This window comes from Streptomyces sp. NPDC088910 (assembly GCF_044749865.1).
In the GTDB taxonomy this organism is placed as follows: Bacteria; Actinomycetota; Actinomycetes; order Streptomycetales; family Streptomycetaceae; genus Actinacidiphila.
Genome location: NZ_JBIVIV010000008.1, coordinates 227,305 through 251,479 on the forward strand (window position 1 = coordinate 227,305; position 24,175 = coordinate 251,479).

At 72.1% G+C, this 24,175-nt stretch carries 21 protein-coding genes; 11 read left to right on the forward strand and 10 right to left on the reverse strand.

All coding sequences use genetic code 11. The features are described from left to right. Window positions 1–114: 114 nt before the first annotated feature. On the reverse strand, window positions 115–1,134 hold the full coding sequence (locus ACIP4Z_RS20345; RefSeq protein ID WP_401309912.1) for an LD-carboxypeptidase: 1,020 nt from the start codon (window positions 1,132–1,134) through the stop codon (window positions 115–117). Window positions 1,135–1,234: 100 nt separating this feature from the next. Next, complete coding sequence (locus tag ACIP4Z_RS20350; protein ID WP_401309915.1) at window positions 1,235–2,497, reverse strand: APC family permease; 1,263 nt, start codon at window positions 2,495–2,497, stop codon at window positions 1,235–1,237. A gap of 215 nt (window positions 2,498–2,712) precedes the next feature. On the opposite strand from ACIP4Z_RS20350, the gene ACIP4Z_RS20355 reads away from it, so the two are divergent. Further along, window positions 2,713–3,552 (forward strand): hypothetical protein, encoded by an 840-nt coding sequence (locus ACIP4Z_RS20355; protein ID WP_401309918.1) that lies wholly within the window; start codon window positions 2,713–2,715, stop codon window positions 3,550–3,552. 112 nt (window positions 3,553–3,664) lie between these two features. On the opposite strand, the gene ACIP4Z_RS20360 is transcribed toward ACIP4Z_RS20355, so the two are convergent. The 3 genes from ACIP4Z_RS20360 to ACIP4Z_RS20370 all read right to left on the reverse strand — a co-directional run bounded on the left by ACIP4Z_RS20360 (window position 3,665) and on the right by ACIP4Z_RS20370 (window position 5,671). Then, complete coding sequence (locus ACIP4Z_RS20360) at window positions 3,665–4,705, reverse strand: rod shape-determining protein (protein ID WP_355336408.1); 1,041 nt, start codon at window positions 4,703–4,705, stop codon at window positions 3,665–3,667. Next, window positions 4,702–5,217, reverse strand: coding sequence for a hypothetical protein (locus tag ACIP4Z_RS20365; protein ID WP_401309921.1), 516 nt, complete (start codon window positions 5,215–5,217; stop codon window positions 4,702–4,704). Before ACIP4Z_RS20365 ends, ACIP4Z_RS20360 begins: the two co-directional genes overlap by 4 nt. Before the next feature lie 226 nt (window positions 5,218–5,443). Next, a complete protein-coding gene (locus ACIP4Z_RS20370; protein WP_355336410.1) occupies window positions 5,444–5,671 on the reverse strand; it encodes a dodecin in 228 nt (75 codons plus the stop codon). A 143-nt stretch (window positions 5,672–5,814) separates the two neighbouring features. Here ACIP4Z_RS20370 and ACIP4Z_RS20375 point away from each other — a divergent pair, with 143 nt between their 5' ends. After that, a complete protein-coding gene (locus ACIP4Z_RS20375; RefSeq protein ID WP_401309925.1) occupies window positions 5,815–6,939 on the forward strand; it encodes a PP2C family protein-serine/threonine phosphatase in 1,125 nt (374 codons plus the stop codon). Window positions 6,940–6,952: 13 nt separating this feature from the next. Here the strand turns inward: ACIP4Z_RS20375 and ACIP4Z_RS20380 are convergent, their stop codons facing one another. From ACIP4Z_RS20380 to ACIP4Z_RS20395, 4 genes are all read right to left on the reverse strand, one after another. Then, entirely contained in the window at window positions 6,953–8,353 is a 1,401-nt protein-coding gene (locus ACIP4Z_RS20380) for a glutamate decarboxylase (RefSeq protein WP_355336412.1), read from the reverse strand. A gap of 134 nt (window positions 8,354–8,487) precedes the next feature. Then, window positions 8,488–9,045: a DinB family protein gene (locus ACIP4Z_RS20385; RefSeq protein WP_401309928.1), complete on the reverse strand. Its 558-nt coding sequence runs from the start codon at window positions 9,043–9,045 to the stop codon at window positions 8,488–8,490. A gap of 77 nt (window positions 9,046–9,122) precedes the next feature. After that, window positions 9,123–9,488, reverse strand: coding sequence for a YbjQ family protein (locus tag ACIP4Z_RS20390; protein ID WP_355336414.1), 366 nt, complete (start codon window positions 9,486–9,488; stop codon window positions 9,123–9,125). Between the two features lie 55 nt (window positions 9,489–9,543). Continuing rightward, on the reverse strand, window positions 9,544–10,950 hold the full coding sequence (locus tag ACIP4Z_RS20395; protein WP_391043022.1) for an ATP-binding cassette domain-containing protein: 1,407 nt from the start codon (window positions 10,948–10,950) through the stop codon (window positions 9,544–9,546). Window positions 10,951–11,115: 165 nt separating this feature from the next. Here ACIP4Z_RS20395 and ACIP4Z_RS20400 point away from each other — a divergent pair, with 165 nt between their 5' ends. After that, window positions 11,116–11,850: a DedA family protein gene (locus ACIP4Z_RS20400; RefSeq protein WP_401309932.1), complete on the forward strand. Its 735-nt coding sequence runs from the start codon at window positions 11,116–11,118 to the stop codon at window positions 11,848–11,850. Between the two features lie 362 nt (window positions 11,851–12,212). Continuing rightward, window positions 12,213–13,631 carry a threonine/serine exporter family protein gene (locus ACIP4Z_RS20405; RefSeq protein WP_391043026.1) on the forward strand — a complete coding sequence of 473 codons (1,419 nt, stop codon included), beginning with the start codon at window positions 12,213–12,215 and terminating at the stop codon, window positions 13,629–13,631. An 83-nt stretch (window positions 13,632–13,714) separates the two neighbouring features. Here the strand turns inward: ACIP4Z_RS20405 and ACIP4Z_RS20410 are convergent, their stop codons facing one another. Beyond that, window positions 13,715–14,209 (reverse strand): inorganic diphosphatase, encoded by a 495-nt coding sequence (locus tag ACIP4Z_RS20410; protein WP_188283474.1) that lies wholly within the window; start codon window positions 14,207–14,209, stop codon window positions 13,715–13,717. 87 nt (window positions 14,210–14,296) lie between these two features. On the opposite strand from ACIP4Z_RS20410, the gene dacB reads away from it, so the two are divergent. The 7 genes from dacB to ACIP4Z_RS20445 all read left to right on the forward strand — a co-directional run bounded on the left by dacB (window position 14,297) and on the right by ACIP4Z_RS20445 (window position 24,154). Further along, window positions 14,297–15,706, forward strand: a complete 1,410-nt coding sequence (gene dacB, locus ACIP4Z_RS20415; RefSeq protein WP_401309936.1) for a D-alanyl-D-alanine carboxypeptidase/D-alanyl-D-alanine-endopeptidase — start codon at window positions 14,297–14,299, stop codon at window positions 15,704–15,706. Between the two features lie 370 nt (window positions 15,707–16,076). Continuing rightward, window positions 16,077–17,246, forward strand: a complete 1,170-nt coding sequence (locus ACIP4Z_RS20420; protein WP_355337274.1) for a zinc-dependent metalloprotease — start codon at window positions 16,077–16,079, stop codon at window positions 17,244–17,246. Window positions 17,247–17,419: 173 nt separating this feature from the next. Beyond that, window positions 17,420–18,415 (forward strand): tRNA lysidine(34) synthetase TilS, encoded by a 996-nt coding sequence (tilS, locus tag ACIP4Z_RS20425; protein ID WP_401309940.1) that lies wholly within the window; start codon window positions 17,420–17,422, stop codon window positions 18,413–18,415. A gap of 54 nt (window positions 18,416–18,469) precedes the next feature. Next, window positions 18,470–19,024: a hypoxanthine phosphoribosyltransferase gene (gene hpt, locus ACIP4Z_RS20430; RefSeq protein ID WP_355337280.1), complete on the forward strand. Its 555-nt coding sequence runs from the start codon at window positions 18,470–18,472 to the stop codon at window positions 19,022–19,024. Window positions 19,025–19,282: 258 nt separating this feature from the next. Continuing rightward, complete coding sequence (gene ftsH / locus ACIP4Z_RS20435; protein ID WP_355337283.1) at window positions 19,283–21,334, forward strand: ATP-dependent zinc metalloprotease FtsH; 2,052 nt, start codon at window positions 19,283–19,285, stop codon at window positions 21,332–21,334. Between the two features lie 145 nt (window positions 21,335–21,479). Next, window positions 21,480–22,088, forward strand: a complete 609-nt coding sequence (folE, locus tag ACIP4Z_RS20440) for a GTP cyclohydrolase I FolE (protein WP_188283469.1) — start codon at window positions 21,480–21,482, stop codon at window positions 22,086–22,088. Window positions 22,089–22,309: 221 nt separating this feature from the next. Further along, entirely contained in the window at window positions 22,310–24,154 is a 1,845-nt protein-coding gene (locus tag ACIP4Z_RS20445; RefSeq protein ID WP_391162505.1) for a phosphatidylglycerol lysyltransferase domain-containing protein, read from the forward strand. The last annotated feature ends 21 nt before the right edge of the window (window positions 24,155–24,175 follow it).

Consider the following 24,175-nt stretch of genomic DNA (forward strand, 5'->3'; position numbering starts at 1 on the left):
CCACCGCTCGTCCGAGGAGAGCCCGCGCCCGGCCCCCACGGTCGCGCCCCCGTGGACGCCCTCTCACCGCCGGTGACCGCGTACGCCCGCCGTCCGCTCACTGATCGGCGGTGTTCAGCCGGCCGGGCCCGTCGCCGCGCGCGGCCCCACCGCCGGTTCGAGGAGCGACAACGTCCGCCGTCGCGCGTCGAGGCCGACGCGAATGCCGACCGGCATCGGCAGATTCGGACCGGCGTGCCCGAACTCGACATTGCCCAGGACCGGGATGTCACGGTCGCCGAGGACGTCGAGGACCAGCTCGGGCAGGGTCGGGGACGCGCCGGGCTCAAGTCCGCCGATCCCGCCCGGTACGCCCACGACCATGCCGGAGATCCGGTCGAGGACGCCGGAGTGCCGCAGCACTTGCAGATAGCTCCACACGTGCGAGGCCAGGCCGCCCGTCTCCTCCCAGAACAGCACCGCGCCGTCGAACCGTTCGAGCGGCAGCGCGAACCGCGTCGCCTGCGCCAGCACGACGCGGTTGATCACCCCTCCGATCAGACGGCCTTCGGCACGGCCGGGACGCCAGCACTCCCACGACGGGCTCGCGGGCAGCGCGCCGATCGCCTCGGTACAGGTCAGCAGCCTGGAGTAGAGCTTCTCGAGTTCCGCCTGGCGCGCAGCGGGCGCGGACCGCCAGTGCCCGCCGAAGCCGGGGACGGCCATGTCGGCGTGGAACCCGACCAGGCCCGTGCGTGCGTGGAGCACCAGATGCAGCAGCGAGATGTCGCTGTAGCCGAGGATCGGCTTGGGGTCGGCCCTGATCGCCTCGACGTCGATCAGGTCGAGGTAGCCGAGCACCGTCTGGCCGCCGTCACTCGCGACGATCGCGCGCACCTCGGGATCACGCAGAAGGCCGTTGAGCTCTGCGGCGATCTCCGCCGGTGCGGCCGCGCTCCACCAATGGCTTCGGCCCGCTTCGAGCAGCGGAGCCCGGCGCACGCGGAATCCCATCCGTTCGAGCACCGCCACCGTCCGCTCGACATGGGGCTCGTGCGCGGCGGACAGCGGACCGGACAGCGCCGCGAGGACCACGAGATCCCCGGGCCCCAGCGCGCGCGGTCGAAGCGGGTGAGGCGGTGCGGAACCGGTCATGGCGTCAGTCTCGCCGCTGCCCCTGGAGGCGGTCACGCGATTTACGCCGGTCGTCCGCCCGAGGCGGCCACTGCTCGGCGCGGTCGACACCGGGTGCCGCTCAGGACGACCGGCCGCCCCGGCGCGGGGCCACCGCGTACGCCACCGCGCCGACCGCCGTCACGCCGAGACCGGCCAGCACCGAGGCCGGGGGGAGGCTCGCGGCCAGCACCGCGCAGCCGGTCAGGCCGACGACCGGAACGGCCGGGTGCGGCCGGTGCTCGTCCGCGCCCAGCCGCAGGGCGCTGGCGTTGGCGACGGCGTAGTAGACGAGGACGCCGAAGGACGAGAAGCCGATCGCCCCGGTCAGATCGGTGGTCGCGGTGAGCGCCACGACCAGGGCGCCGACCGCCGCCTCCGCCCTGACCGGGGTCCCGTGGCGCGGATGGACGGCGGCGAGCGCGTACGGGAAGTGCCGGTCGCGTGCCATCGCCAGGGTGGTACGGGAGACGCCGAGGATCAGCGCCAGCAGGGAGCCGAGGGCGGCCACGGCCGCGCCGACGCGGACCACCGGGGCCAGACCCGGCACCCCGGCCGTACGGACGGCGTCGGTGAGGGGCGCGGCCGAGCGGGCCAGGGCGTCGGGCCCGAGAACGGTCAGCAGGGCGACGGCGACGGCCGCGTAGACCACGAGGGTCACGCCGAGCGCCAGCGGGATCGCGCGGGGGACGGTCCGCGCCGGGTCCTTCACCTCCTCGCCGAGCGTGGCGATCCTGGCGTACCCCGCGAAGGCGAAGAAGAGCAGACCGGCGGCCTGGAGCAGGCCGTGCGGGCCGGAGGCGGCACCATCCCACGCCAGCCGTCCCGCGTCGGCCCGCGTACTGGTCAGGCACGCGGTGACCGCCGCCGCGAGGACCGCGAGGGTCACCGCCACGATCAGCCGGGTCAGCCAGGCGGCCTTCCGTACGCCCAGGCAGTTCACGGCCGTCAGGGCCACCACGGCCGCGACCGCCACCGCGCGGCGGTGCTCGGGCCACGCGTACGCCCCCACCGTCAGCGCCATCGCCGCGCACGAGGCCGTCTTGCCCGCCACGAAGCTCCACCCGGCCAGGTAGCCCCAGAGGGGGCCGAGCCGCTCCGTGCCGTACACGTACGTCCCGCCGGAGCGCGGGTGGCGGGCCGCCAGACGCGCCGAGGACGTCGCGTTGCAGTACGCCACGACGGCAGCGACCGCCAGGGCTGCGAGGAGCGCGGTGCCCGCGGCGCGGGCCGCGGGAGCGAACGCCGCGAAGACCCCGGCGCCGATCATCGCCCCGAGGCCGATCACCACGGCGTCCCCCACACCGAGGCGCCGCCTCAACTCTCCCGCCGCCGCACCCGTCACGCCCGCATGCTCCCAGCCCCCTGGCGCCCCCCGCGATCCCCGCCGACCACATTTCCGCCCCCGGCCACGCCGTGTTCACCTCCGGCGGCCGCGGCGGCGGGAGCCGCGAGGTCCCGCGCCGGTCAGTGGCGAGCGGCGGGCCCGGCTGCTGCAACTGGCGGGAGGTCGGGGGGCGTCCTGGGGGGAGGGGGCGGGTGGGAACACCGGGGGGTGGCATGGGCCGACGGGTGCCGGACGGGGTGGCGGACTGGCTGCGGGCGAGGGACCCGGCGCCGGGCGGGTCGAGGACGACGGGGCCGAAACCGTGGCTGCGGGCCGACGTACCGGGAGCGTGTCCCGTACCGGACAGAGAGCGCGCCTGGACCGAGCGGTGGCTGCGGTGGTGCGCCGAGGAGTTCGGGCCCGCGACCGCGCACCGCGAGATCGCGCTGCCGGGCTTCGTCCCCGCGGACTTCAGCGGCACGCGGGAGCGGGTCGAGCCGCTGGTGCGGCGGATCGGCGCGGTGATGGGCGCGGACGTCTCCGGCGTCCGTGTGCTGCTGGTGGACTTCCCGGAGCGGGTCCCGGGCAAGAGGCACCAGGTCGGTGAGTACCGCAAGGTGCTCGGCCGGGCGGTGATCGAACTGGACCGCGGTGTGGCCGCGCGGCCCGACGCGTTCGCGGGGCTCGTCGCCCACGAGCTGGCGCACGCCCGGCTGGTCGGCGAGCGGCGGGTGGCCGGGCTGGGCATCTCCCGCGCGGAGGAAGAGCGCCTCACCGACCTGGTGACCGTCCACCTCGGCATGGGCGTCCTGACGGCCAACGCCGCGGACGACTACGTGAAGGCGGCCGGGTACTCGGTGGTGCCGGTCGGCGATCTCACCGACCGGATGCTCACCGGCCGCGGGGACGAGCCCTGGTACCGGATGGGGTACCTGAGCCCGGCGGAGTACGGCTACGCCCTCGCCTGCTGGAGCACGGCGCGCGGCGAGACGGACCCGCCCTGGGCCCGGCAGCTGAGGGCGAGCGTGCGGGACGCCTTCGTACGGGGCCTGGCGTACCGGGCCGCGCGCTGAAGGCGCGTCCTGGGAGGGCACCCGCCATGGGGGAGGGTGCCCTCGGACGGCCCTGGGTGTAGGGACCCGGAGGGTTGTCGACGCGGGTGACCGGGGCTGGTGGTCAAGACACCTAGACCGTCAGGGGGTCGAGGACCATGGGGCGGACCCGGCCCTCGATCATGGCGCCGAGGCCCTGGACGGCGACGGTGTCGGGGCGGGGGGCGATGTGGACGGGCATGCCGGTGGCCTGGCCGAGCATGAGGTCGAGGCCGGGCATGAGGGCGCTGCCGCCCGCCAGCATGATGCCCCGGTCGGCGAGGTCGGCGACCAGGTCGGGCGGGCAGGCGCGCAGCACGGTGGTGATGGCGTCGAGCACGGAGGTGAGCGGGGTGCGCATCGCGTGGCGCACGCCCTCGGTCTCGACGAGGACGGAGCGGGCGAGGCCGCTGACGACGTCGCGGCCGTGGACCTCGGTGGTGACCGTCCCGCCGGTGCCGGGGGAGCCGAGCATCTGGTGCAGCGGCCGTACCGACTGGCTGGGCAGCATCAACTCGTGGTGGTTGCGCAGGTGCTGGACGACCGCGCGGTCGATGGCGTCACCGCCGACCGGCACCGTCTCCGCGGCCACGATGGACCCCAGCGACAGCACGGCGACCTGCGTCGTACCGGCGCCGCACACCACGATCATCGTGGCCTCGGGGTGCTCGACGGGCAGCCCGCAGCCGACCGCCGCGGCGATCAGCGTGTCCACCAGCTCGACCTTGCGCGCGCCGAGCCCGTACAGCGTCTCGATGGCCGCGCGCCGCGCGATCGGCTCGCTGCCGTGCGGCATGCACACCGCGGCGCGCAGCACCGGCATGCGCCGCCACCGCTTGCCGAGCTTGTCGCCGAGCACGTGCTTGAGCATGCGCCGCGCCATCTCGATGTCGACGACCGCGCCGCCCGCGACCGGCCTGGCCACCCGGATGTGCCCGGGGGTGCGCCCGGCCATCTGCTCGGCGCGCTCGCCGACCGCGATCAGCGCGCCGGTGCGTACGTCGACCGCGGCCACGCTCGGCTCGTCGGCGACGACGCCGACGTTGCGGACGTAGACGCGGGTACGGGCGGCGCCGATGTCGACGGCGACCGTGCAGCGGCGGAGCTGTTCCAGTGTGGGGCTCGTGTACGTCACAGCCGGCCCCCGGCGCCCGGGGCGGAGGTGCCGTGCCGCCCGCCGTGCGAGCCGCCGTGCGACCCGTGACCGTGCCCGGCCGGTTCGTACGTGGCCAGCGCCCAGATGATGAAGACGTCGATGGCGATCATGACCACGGCCCAGACCGGCTGGTACGGCAGGAACATGAAGTTCGCCACCAGGTTGAGCCCGGCGATCAGGATGCCGCCCCAGCGCGCCCAGGCGGAACCGGCCAGCAGGCCGAAGCCGACGAGGACGGCGACCACGCCGAGCGCCAGGTGGATCCAGCCCCAGGACGTGACGTCGAACTTGTAGACGTAGTCCCGCGTGGAGACGTACACCGAGTTCTTCCTGATGCCGACGATCCCCTCCAGGATCGCCAGCGCGCCGCCGAACACCAGCATCATCCCGGCGAAGACGGTGCCACCGGCGGCCCACGCGGACTCGCGAGGCGTGGGCGGCGGGGGTGTGTACCCCGGCGTGGGCGGCGGGGTGGGCGTCTCCTGGCTCATACGGGCTCCCGAGAGTGCGTCAGCGTCCACGGCGGGGCCGAATCCGGCTATGACCCGCCTTAATGACAAAAGGATCTGACGCCCTGTCGGATACGGCGACCGGTGATACGCCGAACGGGGGCGGGGCCGCGCCGAGCGGGTGACACCGTACGGCCGACCGGGGCGGTGCCGCAGCGCCCGTCGCGGGCCCGGCGCCCCTGACGGGGCGCACCCCGTGCGGCGGGCGCTACCCGGCGGAGCCGTCCGTGTCCTCCAGACGGAACCCCACCTTCAGCCCCACCTGGTAGTGCTCGACCTCGCCGTCCACGATGTGCCCGCGGACCTCGGTGATCTGGAACCAGTCGAGACCGCGCAGCGTTTGCGCGGCCCGCTTGACGCCGTTCCTGACGGCGGCGTCCACGCCTTCGTGCGAGGTGCCGACGATCTCGGTGACCCGATAGGTGTGCTCGGCCATGACGGACCTTTCCTTCGGAGGTCCCTCCACCGTGCCGCAGACGGGCGCGGCCCGCATCACCGCGGGACGCATCCGTCCCGTTCCGTCCCGGACGGCTCCGCCGGGGCATCCCCTTCACCCCGAATCGGGCATATTATCCTCAAGTGGACGATGTGCGGACTGTGACCCCTTGGCCCACCGCCATGATGCGCTGGGTTCCGGCCGCCATGATCGTCGGCGGACTGGTCTTCGACCTCGTCACGCCCAATCCCTACACCGGCGACACGATGCTGGCCGGAGCCTGTGTACTGGCCGGCGCGATCCAGTCCGCCCGCATCGCGGTCCTCACCTGTCTGGCGTCGCTGGTGGGCGTCTTCGTGCTCACCGTCCACGGCGGCATCATCCGCGAGGGCGTCGGCGTGGCCGAGATCCTGAACGTGGTGCTCTCCGCCGTCATCGGCCTCGCCGTCAACCGGGCGCTGACCCGCTCGGGGCGGCGGCTCGCCACCGTGCGGGACGTCGCCGAGTCGGCCCAGCGCGCCCTGCTGCCCGACCCGCCGCCCCGGATCGGCCCGCTGGACATAGCCGCCCGGTACGAGGCCGCCCAGAGCGGGGCGCGGATCGGCGGTGATGTCTACGCGGCCGAGCAGACCCGCTACGGCGTACGGCTGCTGATCGGGGACGTGCGCGGCAAGGGGATGGGCGCGGTCGCCAGCGTCGCGGTGCTGCTCGGCGCCTTCCGCGAGGCGGCCGACGAGGAACCCGACCTGCCGGGCCTCGCGCGGCGCCTGGACCGGGCGCTGGACCGGGACCGGGAGCGGCGCGGCGGCGGCAGCGGCGAGGAGTACCTGGAGGGCTTCACCACCGGGCTGCTGGCCGAATTCGTCCACCGCCCCGAGGACCCCGAGGAGGTGTGCGACACCCTGCGGCTGCTCAACCGCGGCCACCCGCCGCCGTACCTGCTCGACGGCGGCACCGTACGTACCCTCGAAGCCGCCGCCCCCGACGTGCCGTTCGGCATGAGCGACCTCGGCGGTGTGCGCACGGTGCCCGAAGAGCTGGCCTTCCCGCCGGGCGCCACACTGCTGCTGGTCACCGACGGCGTGACCGAGACCCGCGACCGCGAAGGCGTCTTCTACGACCCCGAGATCCGGCTCTCCGGCCTCGGCCCGGTGACCGGCCCGCAGCACGCCATCGACGTCCTGCTGCGGGACCTGGTCACCTGGACCGGCGGCGCGCCCGTCGCCGACGACCGCGCGGTGCTGGCGGTGAGCCTCAGCCAGCCGTGAGACCCCCGGACAGCTAGTGGTGGAAGGCGGTCGCCACGTTCTCCGGGCGGTTCAGCGGGTGCGGCTGGCGGCGCAGCTCCGGCAGCAGGCGGCCCAGGTCCTCCATCAGCAGGTCCGCCAGGTCCTCGGAGAAGCCGTTGCGGCAGACGATGCGCAGCACCGCGAGATCGGTGCGGTCGGCCGGATAGGTGTACGCCGGGACCAGCCAGCCGCGTTCGCGCAGCCGCCGCGACACGTCGAAGACGTCGTAGTTCTCCACCCCCGGCGCGGTGGTGAAGGCGAAGACCGGCAACTGGTCACCCGCGCTGACCAGCGTGAAGTCCTCCAGCTTCGCGATCCGCGCCGCCAGCGACATCGCCACGTCCCGGCTGGCCTGCTGCACCGCGCGGTAGCCGTCCCAGCCCAGCCGCAGGAAGGAGTAGTACTGCGCCACGACCTGCGCGCCCGGCCGCGAGAAGTTCAGCGCGAAGGTCGGCATGTCACCGCCGAGGTAGTTCACCCGGAAGACCAGCTCCTCCGGCAGCGCCTCGGTGTCCCGCCACAGGGCCCAGCCCACGCCCGGGTACACCAGGCCGTACTTGTGGCCCGAGGTGTTGATCGACGCCACCCGCGGCAGCCGGAAGTCCCACACCAGGTCCTCGTCGAGGAACGGCGCGATCATGGCGCCGGACGCGCCGTCGACATGCACCGGGATGTGCGTACCGGTCCGCTCCTCGTACGCGTCCAGCGCCGCGCAGATCTCCGCGACCGGCTCGTACGACCCGTCGAAGGTCGAGCCCAGCACGGCCACCACACCGATGGTGTTCTCGTCGCACAGGGCGAGCGCCGACTCCGCGTCCAGGTGCAGCCGGTCGCCCTCCATCGGCGCCAGCCGCGCCTCGACCTCCCAGAAGGCGCAGAACTTCTCCCAGCACACCTGCACGTTCGCGCCCATCACCAGATTGGGCCGCGCGGTCGCCGGATAGCCGGGCGTGCGCCGCATCCAGCGGCGCTTGAGCGCCATCCCCGCGAGCATGCACGCCTCGGACGAGCCGGTGGTCGAACAGCCCACCACCGAGCTGGGGTCCGGCGCGTTCCACAGGTCGGCGAGGATCGCCACGCAGCGGCGCTCCAGCTCCGCCGTACGCGGGTACTCGTCCTTGTCGATCATGTTCTTGTCGGCGCACTCCGCCATCAGCACACTGGCCTGCGGCTCCATCCACGTCGTGACGAACGTCGCCAGATTCAGCCGCGAATTGCCGTCCAGCATCAGTTCGTCGTGCACGATCTGGTACGCGGTGTGCGGCGGCATGGGTCCGTCCGCCAGCTTGTGCTTGGGCGGAGCCGTCATCCGGCCGTCGACCGGGTCCGCCTCACCGAAGAACGGGTTGACGGCGATGTTGCGGGCGGAGTCCGTGCCTTTGTGCAGTGACATGTCAGCCTTCCGTGGCGAGCCCGGCAGCGCGTGCGCGGGCGTCTTTCCCGACCCGCCCAGCCTGCACCCGCCCGCCGCCCCGCGCCCGCTCCCGCCCCGGAACTTCCCCCAGGAGACTGGGCCGGGCGTCCGGCTCAGGACTCGGTGAGCACGAGCCACTTCCTGCCGTCGATCAGCTCACGGACGGCGTCCAGGTGACCCGCGTGGCAGGCCGTCTCCACCGTGACGTGCAGGATCGCCTCGCGCAGGTCCAGAATGCCGCCGTCCGGCCCGAAGAGTTCGGTCGGCCACCAGGCCGGGGCGGCGCTCGGCGCCGTCGAGGTGATCACGGCGTCCGCGAGCGCCGTCTCCTGGCGGTAGAGGTCGAGCACGCCCTTGGCCGAAACCTCCGGGCCCACCTTCCAGGCGTCGTCGGGGCCGGTCAGCGCCGCGTCGATCACGGCCTTCTCCCCGGCCACCACCCCGCGGAACCAGAAGCGCTCCACGTCCAGCGCGAGGTGCCGCACCAGCCCCGCGCAGCTCCACCCCGACGGCAGCACCGGCCGGTGCAGCGCCTCCTCGTCCAGCCCCTCCAGAATCCCCAGCACGTGACGCCGCTGGGCGTCCAGGTACGACAGCAGCATCGTGGTCTCGGGGTCCGGGGACGAGGTGTCCTGCACGGCATCCTCCTTGAGGTCGGCGACGCCCAGCATTCCACCGGGGTACGACAGGACCCCGGACCGGGCGCCGCCCCTCAGGTGCCCCGGACCTCATGCGCCCCGCGCGGCGGCTACTCGCGGGCGAGGACCACGGCGGTGCCGTACGCGCAGACCTCGGTGCCGAGGTCCGCGGCGTCGGTGACGTCGAAGCGCATCATGAGGACGGCGTTGGCGCCGCGCGCCTTGGCCTGTTCGACGAGGCGCTCCATGGCCTGGTTACGGGTCTGCACCAGCGTCTTCGTCAGGCCCTTGAGCTCGCCGCCGATCATGGACTTCAGCCCGGCGCCGATCTGACTGCCCAGGTGCCGCGAGCGGACGGTGAGGCCGAAGACCTCACCGATGACCCGCTCGACCCGGAAGCCGGGCACGTCGTTCGTCGTGACGACAATGATCTCGGCGCCCTGCTCCTGGCCGCCGCCGTACTCTTCGATTCCCATATCGGCAGCCTGCCCCGCACCTCCCCGCTCCGCACCCGCGAATACGCCGACGCGGCTATTCCAGGCGGGGGGCCTGGACCGGGGCGGGACAGATGCGCTGGCCCTCGTGGTCGAAGACGTACAGGTGGGCGAGGTCCACCAGCAGGGGCACGCGGTCACCGCGGCGGACGCGGATGTCGGGGCCGGTGCGGACCACGAGGTCGCCGGTCTGGGTCTCGGGCGCGCCCAGGGGGCGGTCCATCACCGTCACCGGAGCGCGGCCGGGCGCGTGGTTGGGCCGCGGCGGGACGCCGCCGCCGTTGGAGCCGCCGTCCCGCGCCGGCACCGACGCCTGGATGCGCCGCGCGGCTTTCTGGGCGAGCTTGCCGAGGCTGGTGCCCGAGCCGTTCGCCGCGCGCCGGGTGCCCGAGCGGGACGGCGCCTGCGCGGGCCGCGGGGCCTCCAGCTCGGGGACGACGGCGGGCCGCGACCCGGTGTTGAGGTGCACCAGCGATTCGTGGCCCTGGTACTCCACATGCTCGACGATCCCGCTCAGCACGACCTCGCCCGCGTGCGCCTGGCTCGGCTGCGCGATGCGGACGGCCTCCGAGCGCAGCCCGACGATGATGCGGCGCCCCTGCTGGATGCGGAGCATCTGGTGGTCGAGGCTGAGCGGTTCCGGCATGCCGAGCCGCTGGCGGCCGAAGTCGATCCACATGCCGCCGCCGAGCGGCGCCAGGACCGTGGCCTGGAGGAGATTGATCCGGGGCGTGCCGACGAAAGCGGCGACGAACACGTTCTCCGGCAGGTGATACGCCTCACGCGGCGTGCTGATCTGCTGGAGGACACCGCTGCGCATGATCGCGACGCGGTCGCCCAGCGACATGGCCTCGGCCTGGTCGTGCGTCACGTACACCGTCGTGACGCCCATGCCGTGGGTCAGCCGGGCGATCTCGGCGCGCAGGTGCGCGCGCAGCTTCGCGTCCAGGTTGGACAGCGGCTCGTCCATGAGGAAGACCGAGGGGTGCCGGGAGATCGCCCGGCCCATCGCGACCCGCTGCCGCTCGCCGCCGGAGAGCTGTCCGGGGTAGCGGTCCAGGATCTCCTCGATGCCGAGGATGCGGGCGGTCTCGTCGACCCGGGGCCCGTGCTCCTCACCGGGCATCTCGAAGCGCAGCGGGAAGCCGATGTTCTCCCGGCTGGTCATGCTGGGGTACAGCGCGAAGTTCTGGAACACCATCGCCATCCGGCGGTCGCCGGGTGCGAGGTCGTTGGAGTACTCCCCGTCGAGCAGCAGCTCGCCGGTGGTGATGTCCTCCAGACCCGCGATCATGCGCAGGACCGTGGACTTGCCGCAGCCGGACGGGCCGAGCAGCACCAGGAACTCTCCGGGTGCGATGTCGAGCGAGAACCGGTCCACAGCAGGCGACGGCTGCTTCGGGTAGTACTTGGAAACTTCGTGCAGTGCGATGGCGCGAGTCATAACGGGAGCCGCCAGGTGGTCGGACGCGGTGACGGGGCACGTGGGGGGAGAGATGCCAGACTTGCGAAACTTAGGGTGGTGCGTGGATGACGCTGCGGAGAAGGTAGTGCACCAACCGCAGGTTGCGGAACGTTTGTATCAACACTGGATTGATAGTTTTGGTCCGTGACGACCATCGCGCTCGGCCCGAGCTGGCTCGACCCGGACCATCTGATCAACACGTACGGCCTGTGGGGCGTACTGCTGATCGTGTTCGCCGAGTCCGGGCTCCTCATCGGTTTCTTCCTGCCCGGAGACTCACTGCTGTTCACGACCGGTCTGCTGGTGGCGACCGGCACGCTGCACCAGCCGCTCGCGCTGGTGGCCGCGCTGATCGCGGTGGCGGCGGTGCTCGGCGAACAGGCGGGATATCTGTTCGGCCGCAAGGTCGGACCCTCGCTGTTCCGCAGGCCCGACTCACGCTTGTTCAAGATGGAGAATATCGAGAAGGCACATGCCTTTTTCGAGCGCCATGGACCCAAGGCGATCGTGATGGCCTGCTTCGTGCCCATCGTACGAACGTTCACCCCAATCGTCGCAGGCGTCAGCCGAATGAACTACCGCACCTTTGTCACCTTCAACCTCATCGGCGCGACACTGTGGGGTGCGGGTGTCACCGTACTCGGATACTGGCTCGGCCAGATCGAATTCGTGCACAAGAACATCGAAGCGATGCTCGTCCTGGTCGTGCTGCTCTCGGTCGTGCCGATCGGCATCGAATACCTGCGGTCGCGCGGCAAGGCGAAAAAGGAGGCCGTGATTCCGGGTACGGGCGCCGGTACGGGCCCGGCGGCGGGCGGCCCCGAGCCGGTTCCCGCCGCGCCGCGCACCCCCGGCCGGCACCGCGCGCAAAAGCGCTGACCTGCGGGAACCGACGCCGTAACGGGGGAACGGGGGCGTCGGCGGGATTCCCGTGATTCACAGGATTCACAGAAACGCGGATTGCGGAAAGGAGAGCACGACCGGTGTCCGACGACGGAAAACCTGAGTCGGACGAGGTCCGCTCCGAATTCACACCCCCCACAGGCACCACATTCCCCCCGGTCGTCACGGGCAGCGCATTCGCCCCGCCCGGCGGAACGGCGGGAACAGCGGGAACAGCGGGAACAGCGGGAACAGCGGGAACGCCCGGAGCAACAGGAGCACCGGGAACAGCCGGAGCTTCCGGAACAACGGGTACGACGGGCCCGACAAGCCTCACCGGCACCACCGGGAGCATTCCGATGGTCGTCCTGCCGCCCACCGACGCGCGGTGGCAGGACCGGATGCGGGCCATGGTCCGTATCCCCGTCACCGAGCGCCCCGCACCCGAGACCCCCGCGGACCGCCAGGAAACCGCGCACCTGGTCCCCGTACCGCGCGTCCTCGACCTGACCCTGCGCATCGGCGAACTGCTGCTCGCGGGCGGCGAGGGCGCCGAGGACGTCGAGGCGGCGATGCTCGGCGTCAGCTACGCGTACGGACTGGCCCGCGTCGAGCCGAACGTCACCTTCACGCTGCTGGGCATCTCCTTCCAGCCCTCGCTCACCGACCCGCCGCTGACCATGAGCCGCACGGTGCGCCGCCGCGGCACCGACTACACCCGGCTCGCCGCGGTCTTCCAGCTCGTCGAGGAGATCACCGCGCACGAGGCGACGCTGGAGGACGCGTACCGCCGGCTCGCCGAGATCCGCCGCAACCGGCACCCGTACAGCTCCTGGGCGCTCACCGGCGCCGCCGGGCTGCTCGCGGGCGCGGCCAGCGTCCTGGTCGGCGGCGGCCCGGTCATCTTCGCCGCCGCCGCGCTGGCCGCGATGCTCGGCGACCGGCTCGCGTGGCTGCTCGCCGGGCGCGGGCTGCCGGAGTTCTACCAGTTCGCGGCGGCGGCGATGCCCGCCGCCGCGATGGGCGTCCTCATCGACCGGTACGCGCACTGGATCCCCGGCGCCAACGGCGTCCAGGCGTCGGCGGTGATCACCGGCGGGCTCTTCGCGCTGCTGCCGGGCCGCGCGCTGGTCGCCGCCGTCCAGGACGGCCTCACCGGCTTCTACATCACCGCCTCCGCCCGGCTGCTGGAGGTGATGTACCTCGTCGTCGGCATCGTCATCGGCGTCACCGTCATCCTCTACGCGGGCTTCACCACCCTCGGCGCCGACCTCAACCCCGACCAGGCGCTGCGCGCGTACGACCACCCGTGGGTGCAGCTGCTGGCCGCGATGGTGCTGACCCTCGCCTTCGCGGTGCTGCTCCAGTGCGAGCGCGGCGTCCTGCCGCTGGTCACCCTCAACGGCGGCATCGCCTGGACGGTCTACGGCGTCCTGCACCAGCAGGCGGGCGGCAACCAGGTCGCGGCCACCGCCGCCGCGGCCGGACTCGTCGGCCTCTTCGGCCAGTTGATGGCCCGCTACCGGTACGTGTCCGTGCTGCCGTACGTCACCGCCGCCATCGGCCCGCTGCTGCCCGGATCCGCCACGTACTTCGGGCTGCTCGCCCTCACCAACAACCACTCCGACCAGGCGTTCACCCTGCTCACCCGGGCCGCCGCCCTCGCCCTGGCCATCGCCATCGGCGTCAACCTCGGCGGCGAGCTGGCCCGCCTGGTCCTCAAGCCGCCGGGCCCCGCCGCCCCGCGCGGCGCGGCCAAACGCACCCGCGGCTTCTGACCCCGCTCGGGCACGGAAACGCCGGGCGGCCGACACGTCGCTGATGACGTGTCGGCCGCCCGGCGTTCAGGTGCGGCGGGGCTTCAGTGGCCCGGGCCCTGCTCCTTCAGACGGCGGAAGGACTCCTCGATCTCCGTCTCGGCCTCGGTGCGGCCGACCCAGTTGGCGCCCTCGACGGACTTGCCGGGCTCGAGGTCCTTGTAGACCTCGAAGAAGTGCTGGATCTCCAGCCGGTCGAACTCGCTGACGTGGTGAATGTCACGCAGGTGCTCCACACGCGGGTCCGACGCGGGCACGCACAGCACCTTGTCGTCGCCGCCGGCCTCGTCCGTCATGCGGAACATGCCGATCGCCCGGCACGTGATGAGGCAGCCGGGGAAGGTCGGCTCGTCCAGGATGACCAGCGCGTCCAGCGGGTCGCCGTCCTGGCCGAGGGTGTTCTCGATGAAGCCGTAGTCGGCCGGGTAACTGGTCGAGGTGAAGAGCCTGCGGTCCAGGCGGATACGACCGGTCTCGTGGTCCACCTCGTACTTGTTCCGCGAACCCTTCGGGATCTCGATCGTGACGTCGAACTCCAAGGCCCTACTCCTCCATGATCAGCGCATACTGCGGGTGATTAAGTGTCTCCCACGCATGTGGGTGGTCGCGAAAGGGGCTGGTCGGGGGTGCCGCACGGCAAGACGTGGCAGGTCGTGGCGGGGTCGGCCGCGATAGGTCTGGCGGTGGCGGCCGGGGCGGTGGCCGCGGCAGGCCCGTGGGACGCAGGCCAGCGTACGGCCGAGCGCGAGCACGCGGCCGGCCGGGACCACGTCGTGGCCTCGGGACCGCGCACCGCCGTGCCCACGCCCCGGATCACCCCGCCCGCGCCGTCCGCCGCCCCCGTACTGGCCCCGGTGCCCGCCGCCGCGCCCGGTACGGGCAAGGGCTCGTCCGCCGGTACGCCGCCGGACCCGGCCGCCCTCAAGGCCCTCCTCGACCCGCTGATGAACGCCGACGGGCTCGGCACCGTACGCACCGGGACCGTCATCGACGTGGCCACCGGGACCGTCGTGTACGACCACCGGGCCGGTACGCCGTCCACCCCCGCCTCCACCACCAAGCTCGCCACCGCGACGGCCGCGCTCGGCACGCTCGGGCCCGGCCGCCGCCTCACCACGACCGTGGTGGTCACCGCGGCCGGCCGGGTCGTCCTGGTCGGCGGCGGCGACCCGACCCTCGAACTCGGCGGGCTCGCCGACGACACCGCCGCCGCGCTCAAGGCGCGCGGCACCACGTCCGTACGGCTCGGCTACGACACGTCCCTGTTCAGCGGCACCGCGCTCCACCCCATCGGGCCCAACGAGAACCTCGCGCCGGTCACCGCGCTCATGGTCCGCGAGGGGCGGCTCGACCACAGTTCGAGCGGGCCCGCGCAACGCGCCGACGATCCGGCCGAGTCGGCCGCCGACGCCTTCGCGGACCTGCTGCGGGAGCGGGGGATCAGGGTCAAGGGCGAGGCGGCGCCCGCCGGCGGGCACGGGGGTACGCGGCTGGCGGCCCATCAGTCCGCGCCGCTGTCGGAGCTGGTGGAGCGGATGCTGACCGACAGCGACAACGACGTGGCCGAGGCGCTGGCCCGGCATGTGGCCCGCGCGCTCGGGCGGCCCGCCAGTTTCGCCGGGGCGGCGAGCGCCATTCCCGACGCCTTGCGGCGGCTCGGGGTGCCGCTCGCCGGTGCCGCCTTCCACGACGGGAGCGGACTCGACGGGGACGACGCGCTGTCGGCCACCACGCTGGCCCGGATTCTCGCGCTCGCGGCGAGTCCCGCGCATCCCGAGATGCGGTCGGTCCTGACCGGGCTGCCGGTCGCCGGTTTCACCGGCACGCTCGCCGACCGCTTCCGGGGCGGTGGGGGCGCCGGGGTGGTCCACGCCAAGACCGGGACGCTCACCGGGACCAACACGATCGCCGGCACCGCCGTGTCCCCCGCGGGGCGCCTCCTCGCCTTCGCGTTCCTCACCCACGGCACGGATTCGCCTGGCGGCGCGCAGAAAGCCCTCGACCACCTGGCCGCCGCCCTCACCACCCACCCCTAGCCCGCACCCCCGATGTCCTCAATCGCCGGACGGGCTCGAAGAAACGGGGTTGGGGCACTGGCGGGAGTCCTCAATCGCCGGACGGGCTCGAAGAAACGGGCTTGGGCCACGGGCTGGTGTCCTCAATCGCCGGACGGGCTGGATCGGTGTTTTTGGCGCGACCGCCAGGCGCTGGCGTCGGCCTTGAACGCCGTCTCCGGCTGGGGTGCCCCCCCGGCAGGGGGAAGGGCGGGTGGGTGGGGGGAACAGCCCCGCCGGCGTTTGAGGCGGCGTTAGCCGGAGGGGCTGAAGCCGTATTTCGGGGGGCGGCCGGAGGGGGAACCTGTTGGTGGGGGAGCCCAAAGGGGGAGCGGCAACGTACCGTGAAGGCATGACGAGCATCGGTGGAAGCGAGATGGTCGACTGGAACCTCGCCGTGGCGACCGCGCAGCGGTTGACGCGGCCGGGGCCTGAGGTGAGCCGGGACGAGGCTCGGGCCATCGTGGCGGAGCTGCGGGCGCACGCGCAGGAGTCGGAGGCGCACGTCAGGGAGTTCACCCGGATGTACGGGGACGCGGAGGTGCCACCGCACGGCACCCCGGTGCTCATCGTGGACCGGGCGGGCTGGGTGAAGGCCAACGTGGCCGGGTTCCGGGAGGTGATGAAGCCCCTGCTCGGAAAGATGCAGGCGCGCCGCCCCGGCGGCCCCGGCGGAGTCGTGCTCGGCACGGTCGGCGGCAAGGTGACCGGCGTCGAGGTCGGCATGCTGCTGAGCTTCCTGTCCTCGCGGGTGCTCGGCCAGTACGAGACCTTCGCGCCGCCGAGCCGCGACATGCCCGCGGGACCGGTCAAGCCGGGCCCCGGCGAGTCCCGTGCCGGACGGCTGCTGCTGGTCGCGCCGAACATCGTGCACGTCGAGCGCGAGCTGGACGTCGACCCGCACGACTTCCGCCTGTGGGTGTGCCTGCACGAGGAGACGCACCGCACCCAGTTCTCCGCGGTGCCGTGGCTGCGCGACCACATCGAGGGCGAGATCCAGGCGTTCCTCGGCGAGACCGAACTGGACGCCTCGACGGTGATCGAGCGGGTCAGGGAGGCCGTGCAGTCCTTCACCGGCTCCGGCGGCGGCAAGGAAGAAGACGCCGACAAGGACCGCGACGAGGACCGCAGCCTGGTCGACCTGGTGCAGACCCCCTCCCAGCGGGAGATCCTGGCCCGGCTGACCGCCGTGATGTCGCTGCTCGAAGGCCACGCGGACTTCGTGATGGACGGCGTGGGACCCGAGGTCGTGGCGACCGTCGCCGAGATCCGGGAGAAGTTCAGCCAGCGCAGGGCCAGCGGCGCGGGCCGCCTGGACCAGGCGCTGCGCAAGCTCCTCGGCCTGGACGCCAAGCTCCGCCAGTACCGCGACGGCGAGCGCTTCGTCCGGGCGGTCGTCGACGAGGTCGGCATGGACGGCTTCAACCGGGTGTGGACCTCGCCCAACACGCTGCCCACCAAGGCGGAGATCGCCAAACCCGCCGAGTGGGTCGCGCGGGTGCACAGCCGTAGCGAATCGTGAGGGCGTAACCGCTCATGAAGGCCGTGTCCGCCCTCGGGTTCACCCGTCCGAGGGACCGTAGGCGCAGGGTAGCGCGTGCGATGCTCGGGTAAGCCCCGAGCTTCTGTCACCATCTGGATACCCTGCGTCACTTCGGCGCTTTCCTCATAGCCTCCTCAGGAGGGAAACCGGACATGGGACCCCACCCCACGGTCGCGGCGATACGCCTGGCGGTCCGCCGCGTCCTGCACGACGTCCTCACCGCGTCCACCGACCCGCACCCGTTGGTGCTCGCCGCGTGCAGCGGCGGAGCCGACTCCATGGCGCTGGCCGCCGCCCTCGCTTTCGAAGCACCCCGGCTCGGCGTGCGCGCCGGAGCCGTCACCGTCGACCACGGCCTCCAGGCGGGCTCCGCCGGCCGCGCCCAAGAGGTCGCCGGGCGGCTGCGCGGCCTCGGCCTCGACCCGGTCGACGCGATCGGCGTCACCGTCGGCCGCCAGGGCGGTCCCGAAGCCGCCGCCAGAGACGCCCGGTACGCGGCGCTCGACTCCGCCGCCGAATCGCACGCCGCCGCCGCCGTCCTGCTCGGCCACACACGTGACGACCAGGCAGAAACGGTGCTCCTGGGCCTCGCCCGCGGCTCCGGCACCCGCTCGCTGGCCGGAATGGCCGCGGTCTCCGGTACCGGCGGCCGGTACCGGCGCCCCTTCCTGCTGCTGGACCGCGACACCGTACGCAAGGGCTGTCTCGCCCAGGGCATCACCGTGTGGGAGGACCCGCACAACCACGACCCCGCGTACACCCGCTCCCGCGTCAGACACGAAGCCCTGCCCGTCCTGGAGAAGTCCCTCGGCAAAGGCGTCGTCGAGGCGCTGGCCCGCACCGCGCAGCTCTCCAGGGACGACGCCGACGCGCTGGACCAGTGGGCCGCGGACGCCGAGGCCGACGCGGCGGGCGACGACGGCAGCCTGGACGCGCTGCGGCTGCACGGCCTGCCCGCCGCCGTACGCCGCCGCGTCCTGCGCCGCGCCGCCATCGCCGCCGGCTCGCCCCCCGGCTTCCTCTTCGCCCGGCACATCGAGGAGGTCGACCGGCTGGTCACCGGCTGGCACGGACAGAAAGCCCTCAACCTGCCGGGCGGCGTCGCCGTTCTCAGGGCCAATGGCAGACTGGTGTTCTCGCCGTCGTAGAGCTGCCGTCGCCCAGCGACCAGGGAGCCGACTACTTGAGGGACATACCGCGCAGTGAACGAGAACGACATGGGCGCCGATCTTGAGAAAGTGCTCATCTCCAAGCCAGAGATCGACGCGAAGCTCAGCGAGCTCGCCGCGCAGATCGACCGGGACTACGCGGGCAAGGACCTGCTGATCGTCGGTGTCCTCAAGGGCGCCGTGATGGTGATGGCGGACCTCGCACGGGCGCTGTCGAGCAACGTGACGATGGACTGGATGGCGGTGTCCTCCTACGGCGCCGGCACCAAGTCCTCGGGTGTGGTGCGCATCCTCAAGGACCTGGACACCGACATCGCGGGCCGTGACGTCCTGATCGTCGAGGACATCATCGACTCCGGGCTGACGCTGTCCTGGCTGATCAGCAACCTGGGCTCGCGCGGCCCCGCCTCCCTGGAGGTCTGCACACTGCTGCGCAAGCCCGAGGCGGCCAAGGTCCAGCTCGACGTGAAGTACACCGGGTTCGACATCCCCAACGAGTTCGTGGTCGGATACGGCCTGGACTATGCGGAGAAGTACCGCAATCTCCCGTTCGTGGGCACACTCGCCCCGCACGTATACGGTGGCTGACTCCCGTCGGCCCGCCGCCGGCGGTCCGGCGCGGCACAGTCATGACGTCGGCCACACCCCGTTCGGCCCCGGGAACCCCAGTCGGTTTCCCGCCGTTGGAGCAGGGGAAGGCGGGATTGTTAACGGTCGGCGGCAACCTCGGGTGACAATGCTGGGGTACCGTCCGAAGGTCGGGTCATACACCGGCATGCACGCGCGGCCAGCAGGCGGCGGTGCCTCACTGTGGCAGGAGGGACGGGGCGACTTCGCCCCGCATGGATGGACGTGAAGCGCTATTTCCGTGGGCCAGTCATGTGGATCGTGCTGGCTGTCCTCGCCGTGGTCGTGTTGATGCAGGTCGTCGGGTCCGGCGGCGGCTACAAGACGGTGGATACCGGCGAGGTTCTACATGCGATCGAATCAAACCAGGCCAAGTCCGCCGAGCTGACGACAGGCGACGACAACTCCATCAAGATCCAGCTCAGGGACGGATCCAAGGTCGAGGGCAGCTCCAAGGTCCGCGCCAGCTACATCGGCAACCAGGGCTCGGCCATCGCCGCGGAGCTGCAGAACATCGTCGACGGCAAGGTGAAGGGGACCACCCTTCCCGACGGTTACACCGTCTCGCCGTCGAAGCAGAACGCTTTCGTCGGCATTCTGCTGTCGCTGCTCCCGTTCGTCCTCATCGTCGTGGTCTTCCTGTTCCTGATGAACCAGATGCAGGGCGGCGGCTCGCGCGTCATGCAGTTCGGCAAGTCCAAGGCGAAGCTGATCACCAAGGACACGCCGAAGACGACGTTCTCCGACGTGGCCGGCTGCGACGAGGCGGTGGAGGAGCTCCAGGAGATCAAGGAATTCCTCCAGGAGCCCGCGAAGTTCCAGGCCGTCGGCGCCAAGATCCCCAAGGGCGTGCTGCTGTACGGCCGTCCGGGTACCGGCAAGACCCTGCTGGCCCGCGCTGTCGCGGGTGAGGCGGGCGTGCCGTTCTACTCGATCTCCGGCTCCGACTTCGTCGAGATGTTCGTGGGTGTCGGCGCCAGCCGCGTCCGCGACCTGTTCGAGCAGGCCAAGGCGAACGCCCCGGCCATCGTCTTCGTCGACGAGATCGACGCCGTCGGCCGGCACCGCGGTGCGGGTCTGGGCGGCGGTCACGACGAGCGCGAGCAGACCCTCAACCAGCTCCTGGTCGAGATGGACGGCTTCGACGTGAAGGGCGGCGTGATCCTCATCGCCGCCACGAACCGGCCCGACATCCTGGACCCGGCGCTGCTGCGTCCCGGCCGTTTCGACCGGCAGATCGCGGTCGACCCGCCGGACCTCCAGGGGCGCGTGGAGATCCTCAGCGTGCACCAGAAGGGCAAGCCGGTCGCACCGGACGTCGACCTCATGGCCGTCGCCCGCCGCACCCCCGGCTTCACCGGCGCCGACCTGAGCAATGTGCTCAACGAGGCGGCGCTGCTGACCGCGCGCAGCAACAAGAAGGTCATCGACAACGCCACGCTGGACGAGGCGATCGACCGCGTCGTGGCCGGTCCGCAGAAGCGCACCCGGATCATGTCGGACAAGGAGAAGAAGATCACCGCGTACCACGAGGGCGGACACGCCCTGGTCGCGGCGGCCTCGCCGAACTCCGACCCGGTCCACAAGGTGACGATCCTGTCCCGCGGCCGCGCGCTGGGCTACACGATGGTGCTGCCCGACGAGGACAAGTACTCCACGACGCGCAACGAGATGCTCGACCAGCTCGCCTACATGATGGGCGGCCGGGCGGCGGAGGAACTGGTCTTCCACGACCCGACCACCGGCGCGTCGAACGACATCGAGAAGGCCACCGCGACCGCCCGTGCCATGGTCACGCAGTACGGCATGACCGAGCGGCTGGGCGCGATCAAGTTCGGTTCCAGCGACTCGGAGCCGTTCCTCGGCCGTGAGATGGGTCACCAGCGCGACTACTCGGAAGAGGTCGCCGGGCTGGTGGACGAGGAAGTCAAGAAGCTCATCGAGACGGCGCACAACGAGGCGTGGGAGATCCTGGTCGAGAACCGGGACGTCCTGGACAACCTCGTTCTGAACCTGCTGGAGAAGGAGACCCTGAACAAGGAGCAGATCGCCGAGATCTTCGCTCCGATCGTCAGGCGTCCCCCGCGTCCGGCCTGGACGGGCTCCGCCCGTCGTACGCCGTCCACCCGGCCGCCGGTGCTCTCTCCCAAGGAGCTGGCACTGACCAACGGCTCGCAGCCGGCCAACGGCATCACGACGGGTTCGGTCAGCACGACCAAGCCCGTCGCGGAGCCGGTCGACCGTCCCGAGGACGGCACGCCGGAGAGCTGACCGGCGCGAGCCGGTCAGGCACGAGAACAGGCAGTCCGGGCCGGACCCGGAATGCAGGCAGTGGCCCCAGGGTTTTAACCTTGGGGCCATTGCCGTTTTTGGGCCAGCTTTCCCACTTCGCCGAACTTCGGAGGAACGAGGCATCATGACCGACCCCGTGACGATCGACGGCGAGGGTTCGATCGGCGAGTTCGACGAGAAGCGGGCCGAGGCCGCGGTGCGCGAGCTGCTGTACGCGGTCGGCGAGGACCCCGACCGGGAGGGCCTGCGGGAGACCCCGGCGCGGGTGGCGCGCGCGTACAAGGAGATATTCGCCGGGCTCTGGCAGACGCCGGAGGACGTGCTGACCACCACCTTCGACCTCGGGCACGACGAGATGGTGCTGGTGAAGGACATCGAGGTGATGTCGTCCTGCGAGCACCACCTGGTGCCGTTCGTCGGCGTCGCGCACGTCGGCTACATCCCGGCCGTCAGCGGCAAGATCACCGGCCTGTCCAAGCTGGCCCGGCTGGTCGACGTGTACGCCCGCCGCCCGCAGGTGCAGGAGCGGCTGACCACGCAGGTCGCCGACGCCCTGATGCGCATCCTGGAACCGCGCGGGGTGATCGTGGTCATCGAGTGCGAGCACATGTGCATGACGATGCGCGGGGTCCGCAAGCAGGGCGCGAAGACCATCACCTCCGCCGTACGCGGCCAGCTCCGCGACCCCGCGACCCGCGCGGAGGCGATGAGCCTGATCCTCGGGCGCGGCTGACCGGGCACGCGGCTGACCGGGCACGGGCTGCCTCCGAGCGCGGGCCTGCTCGGGCACTGGCCTGGCGGCCCCGGTAGGCACGGTGCGGTACGGGGCCGCCGTAGCCGTTACGTAGACGCGCCGTAGCTGTCACAGTTGCGTTGCCCGCGAAGGAACCCACAGACAGGGTTTCGCGTCCTACTGGGCGCCACTCACTCGCTCGTACTGGACCCTGGTGAAGCATGTCCGCTGACCGTGCCTGTGCCCCGCGTTCGCGCCGCTGGCGGCTGCGACCCTCCGCCGTCCCGGGGATCATCGGCAGCGCCGCCGCGGTCATCGGGCTGCTGGACGTGGTCTCCGCGGTCTTCCCGGCCTTCCGCAACGGCCGGATGCACCACATGGCCGCGGTCTTCCCCGGCACCGTCAGCTCGCTCGCCGCCGCCACCGCGGTCGTCACCGGCGTCCTGCTGCTGATGCTCGCGCACGCGCTCAAGCGCGGGAAGGTCCGCGCCTGGTGGGCGGCCGTCGTGCTGCTGCCGGTCGGCGCGGCCACCCAGCTCGTCTACCGGCACTCGATCTTCGGGGCCCTGGTCTCGCTCGGCCTGCTGTGGGTGCTGATCTCCTACCGCGACGAGTTCACCGCGCTGTCCGACCCGCGCACCCGCTGGCGGGCCCTGCTGAACTTCGTCGGCCTCAGCACCGTCGCCTTCTCCCTCGGCCTGGTCATCACCAGCGCCCACCCGTCCTCCGAGCGCGGCAACCCCGGCTTCCTCGACCGCTGCGAGCACGTCCTGCTCGGCCTGTTCGGCTTCGAGGGACCCGTCACGTACACCAGCGACCGGGTCAACGACCTGGTCGGCTACTCGCTGGGCGGCCTCGGCCTGCTCATCGCGATCTCCACCGCCTTCCTCGCGCTGCGCCCCGGACGCCCGGTCGCCGAGCTGAGCGAGGCCGACGAGGACCGGCTGCGCGCCCTGCTGGCCCGGCACGGCGCCCGCGACTCGCTCGGCCACTTCGCGCTGCGCCGCGACAAGTCCGTGGTCTTCTCGCCCAGCGGCAAGGCCGCCGTCTGCTACCGCGTGGTGTCCGGCGTCATGCTCGCCAGCGGCGACCCGATCGGCGACGTCGAGGCGTGGCCCGGCGCCATCGAGCAGTACATGGAGCTGGCCCGCGCGCACGCCTGGCTGCCCGCCGTCGTCGGGTGCAGCGAGACCGGCGGCGAGGTGTGGACCCGCGAGACCGGCCTGGACGCCCTGGAGCTGGGCGACGAGGCGATCGTCACCACCTCCGCCTTCACCCTCCAGGGCCGCGCCATGCGCAATGTCCGCCAGATGGTCAAGCGCATCGAGCGGTCCGGATACGTGTGCCGGGTACGCCGGGTGCGGGACCTCAGCGAGGACGAGAAGCACCGCGTACGGCTGGCCGCGGACGCCTGGCGCGGCACCGACACCGAGCGCGGCTTCTCCATGGCGCTCGGCCGCTTCGGCGAGGAGCTGGACGGGGACTGCGTGGTCGTCACCGCGCACAAGGACCGCGAGCCCGGCGCCCCGCACCCCGAACTGGGCGATCTGCGGGCCGTGCTGCACTTCGTGCCCTGGGGCGCGGACGGCATGTCCCTGGAGCTGATGCGCCGCGACCGGGCCGCCGACCCCGGCCTGAACGAACTGCTGATCGTCGCCGCGCTCCAGGAGGCGCCCGCCCTCGGGATCGCCCGCGTGTCGCTGAACTTCGCGATGTTCCGCTCCGCGCTGGCCCGCGGCGAGCGGATCGGCGCGGGCCCGGTGCTGCGCGGATGGCGCGGTCTGCTGGTGTTCCTGTCCCGCTGGTTCCAGATCGAGTCGCTGTACAAGTTCAACGCGAAGTTCCAGCCCGAGTGGGTGCCGCGCTTCCTGGTCTTCCCCAACTCCCGTGACCTGCCCAGGATCGGCTTCGCCATCATGCAGGCCGAGGGCTTCGTCACGCTGTCCCTTCCGCTGCCCGACGCCGTCCAGCGTTTCCTGCCCGGGCGCGCCACCCGCCCCCCGCACCGGCACAAGCCCGGCTACGCGACGTCGGTGGACGCGACCGAGCGGAGTGCGGTGGCGTAGGGCGTAGCCCCTACGCTGGGC

Coding starts and splice junctions, on each gene's coding strand:
- ACIP4Z_RS20370 (WP_355336410.1), bottom strand. CDS start 5,671: ATGGCCGAGCACACCTATCGGGTCACCGAGATCGTCGGCACCTCGCAC.
- ACIP4Z_RS20420 (WP_355337274.1), top strand. CDS start 16,077: ATGACGAGCATCGGTGGAAGCGAGATGGTCGACTGGAACCTCGCCGTG.
- ACIP4Z_RS20380 (WP_355336412.1), bottom strand. CDS start 8,353: ATGTCACTGCACAAAGGCACGGACTCCGCCCGCAACATCGCCGTCAAC.
- tilS (WP_401309940.1), top strand. CDS start 17,420: ATGGGACCCCACCCCACGGTCGCGGCGATACGCCTGGCGGTCCGCCGC.
- ACIP4Z_RS20445 (WP_391162505.1), top strand. CDS start 22,310: ATGTCCGCTGACCGTGCCTGTGCCCCGCGTTCGCGCCGCTGGCGGCTG.
- ACIP4Z_RS20365 (WP_401309921.1), bottom strand. CDS start 5,217: ATGAGCCAGGAGACGCCCACCCCGCCGCCCACGCCGGGGTACACACCC.
- ACIP4Z_RS20405 (WP_391043026.1), top strand. CDS start 12,213: ATGGTCGTCCTGCCGCCCACCGACGCGCGGTGGCAGGACCGGATGCGG.
- ACIP4Z_RS20355 (WP_401309918.1), top strand. CDS start 2,713: ATGGGCCGACGGGTGCCGGACGGGGTGGCGGACTGGCTGCGGGCGAGG.
- ACIP4Z_RS20390 (WP_355336414.1), bottom strand. CDS start 9,488: ATGGGAATCGAAGAGTACGGCGGCGGCCAGGAGCAGGGCGCCGAGATC.
- folE (WP_188283469.1), top strand. CDS start 21,480: ATGACCGACCCCGTGACGATCGACGGCGAGGGTTCGATCGGCGAGTTC.
- ACIP4Z_RS20345 (WP_401309912.1), bottom strand. CDS start 1,134: ATGACCGGTTCCGCACCGCCTCACCCGCTTCGACCGCGCGCGCTGGGG.
- ftsH (WP_355337283.1), top strand. CDS start 19,283: ATGGACGTGAAGCGCTATTTCCGTGGGCCAGTCATGTGGATCGTGCTG.
- ACIP4Z_RS20385 (WP_401309928.1), bottom strand. CDS start 9,045: ATGCTGGGCGTCGCCGACCTCAAGGAGGATGCCGTGCAGGACACCTCG.
- ACIP4Z_RS20395 (WP_391043022.1), bottom strand. CDS start 10,950: ATGACTCGCGCCATCGCACTGCACGAAGTTTCCAAGTACTACCCGAAG.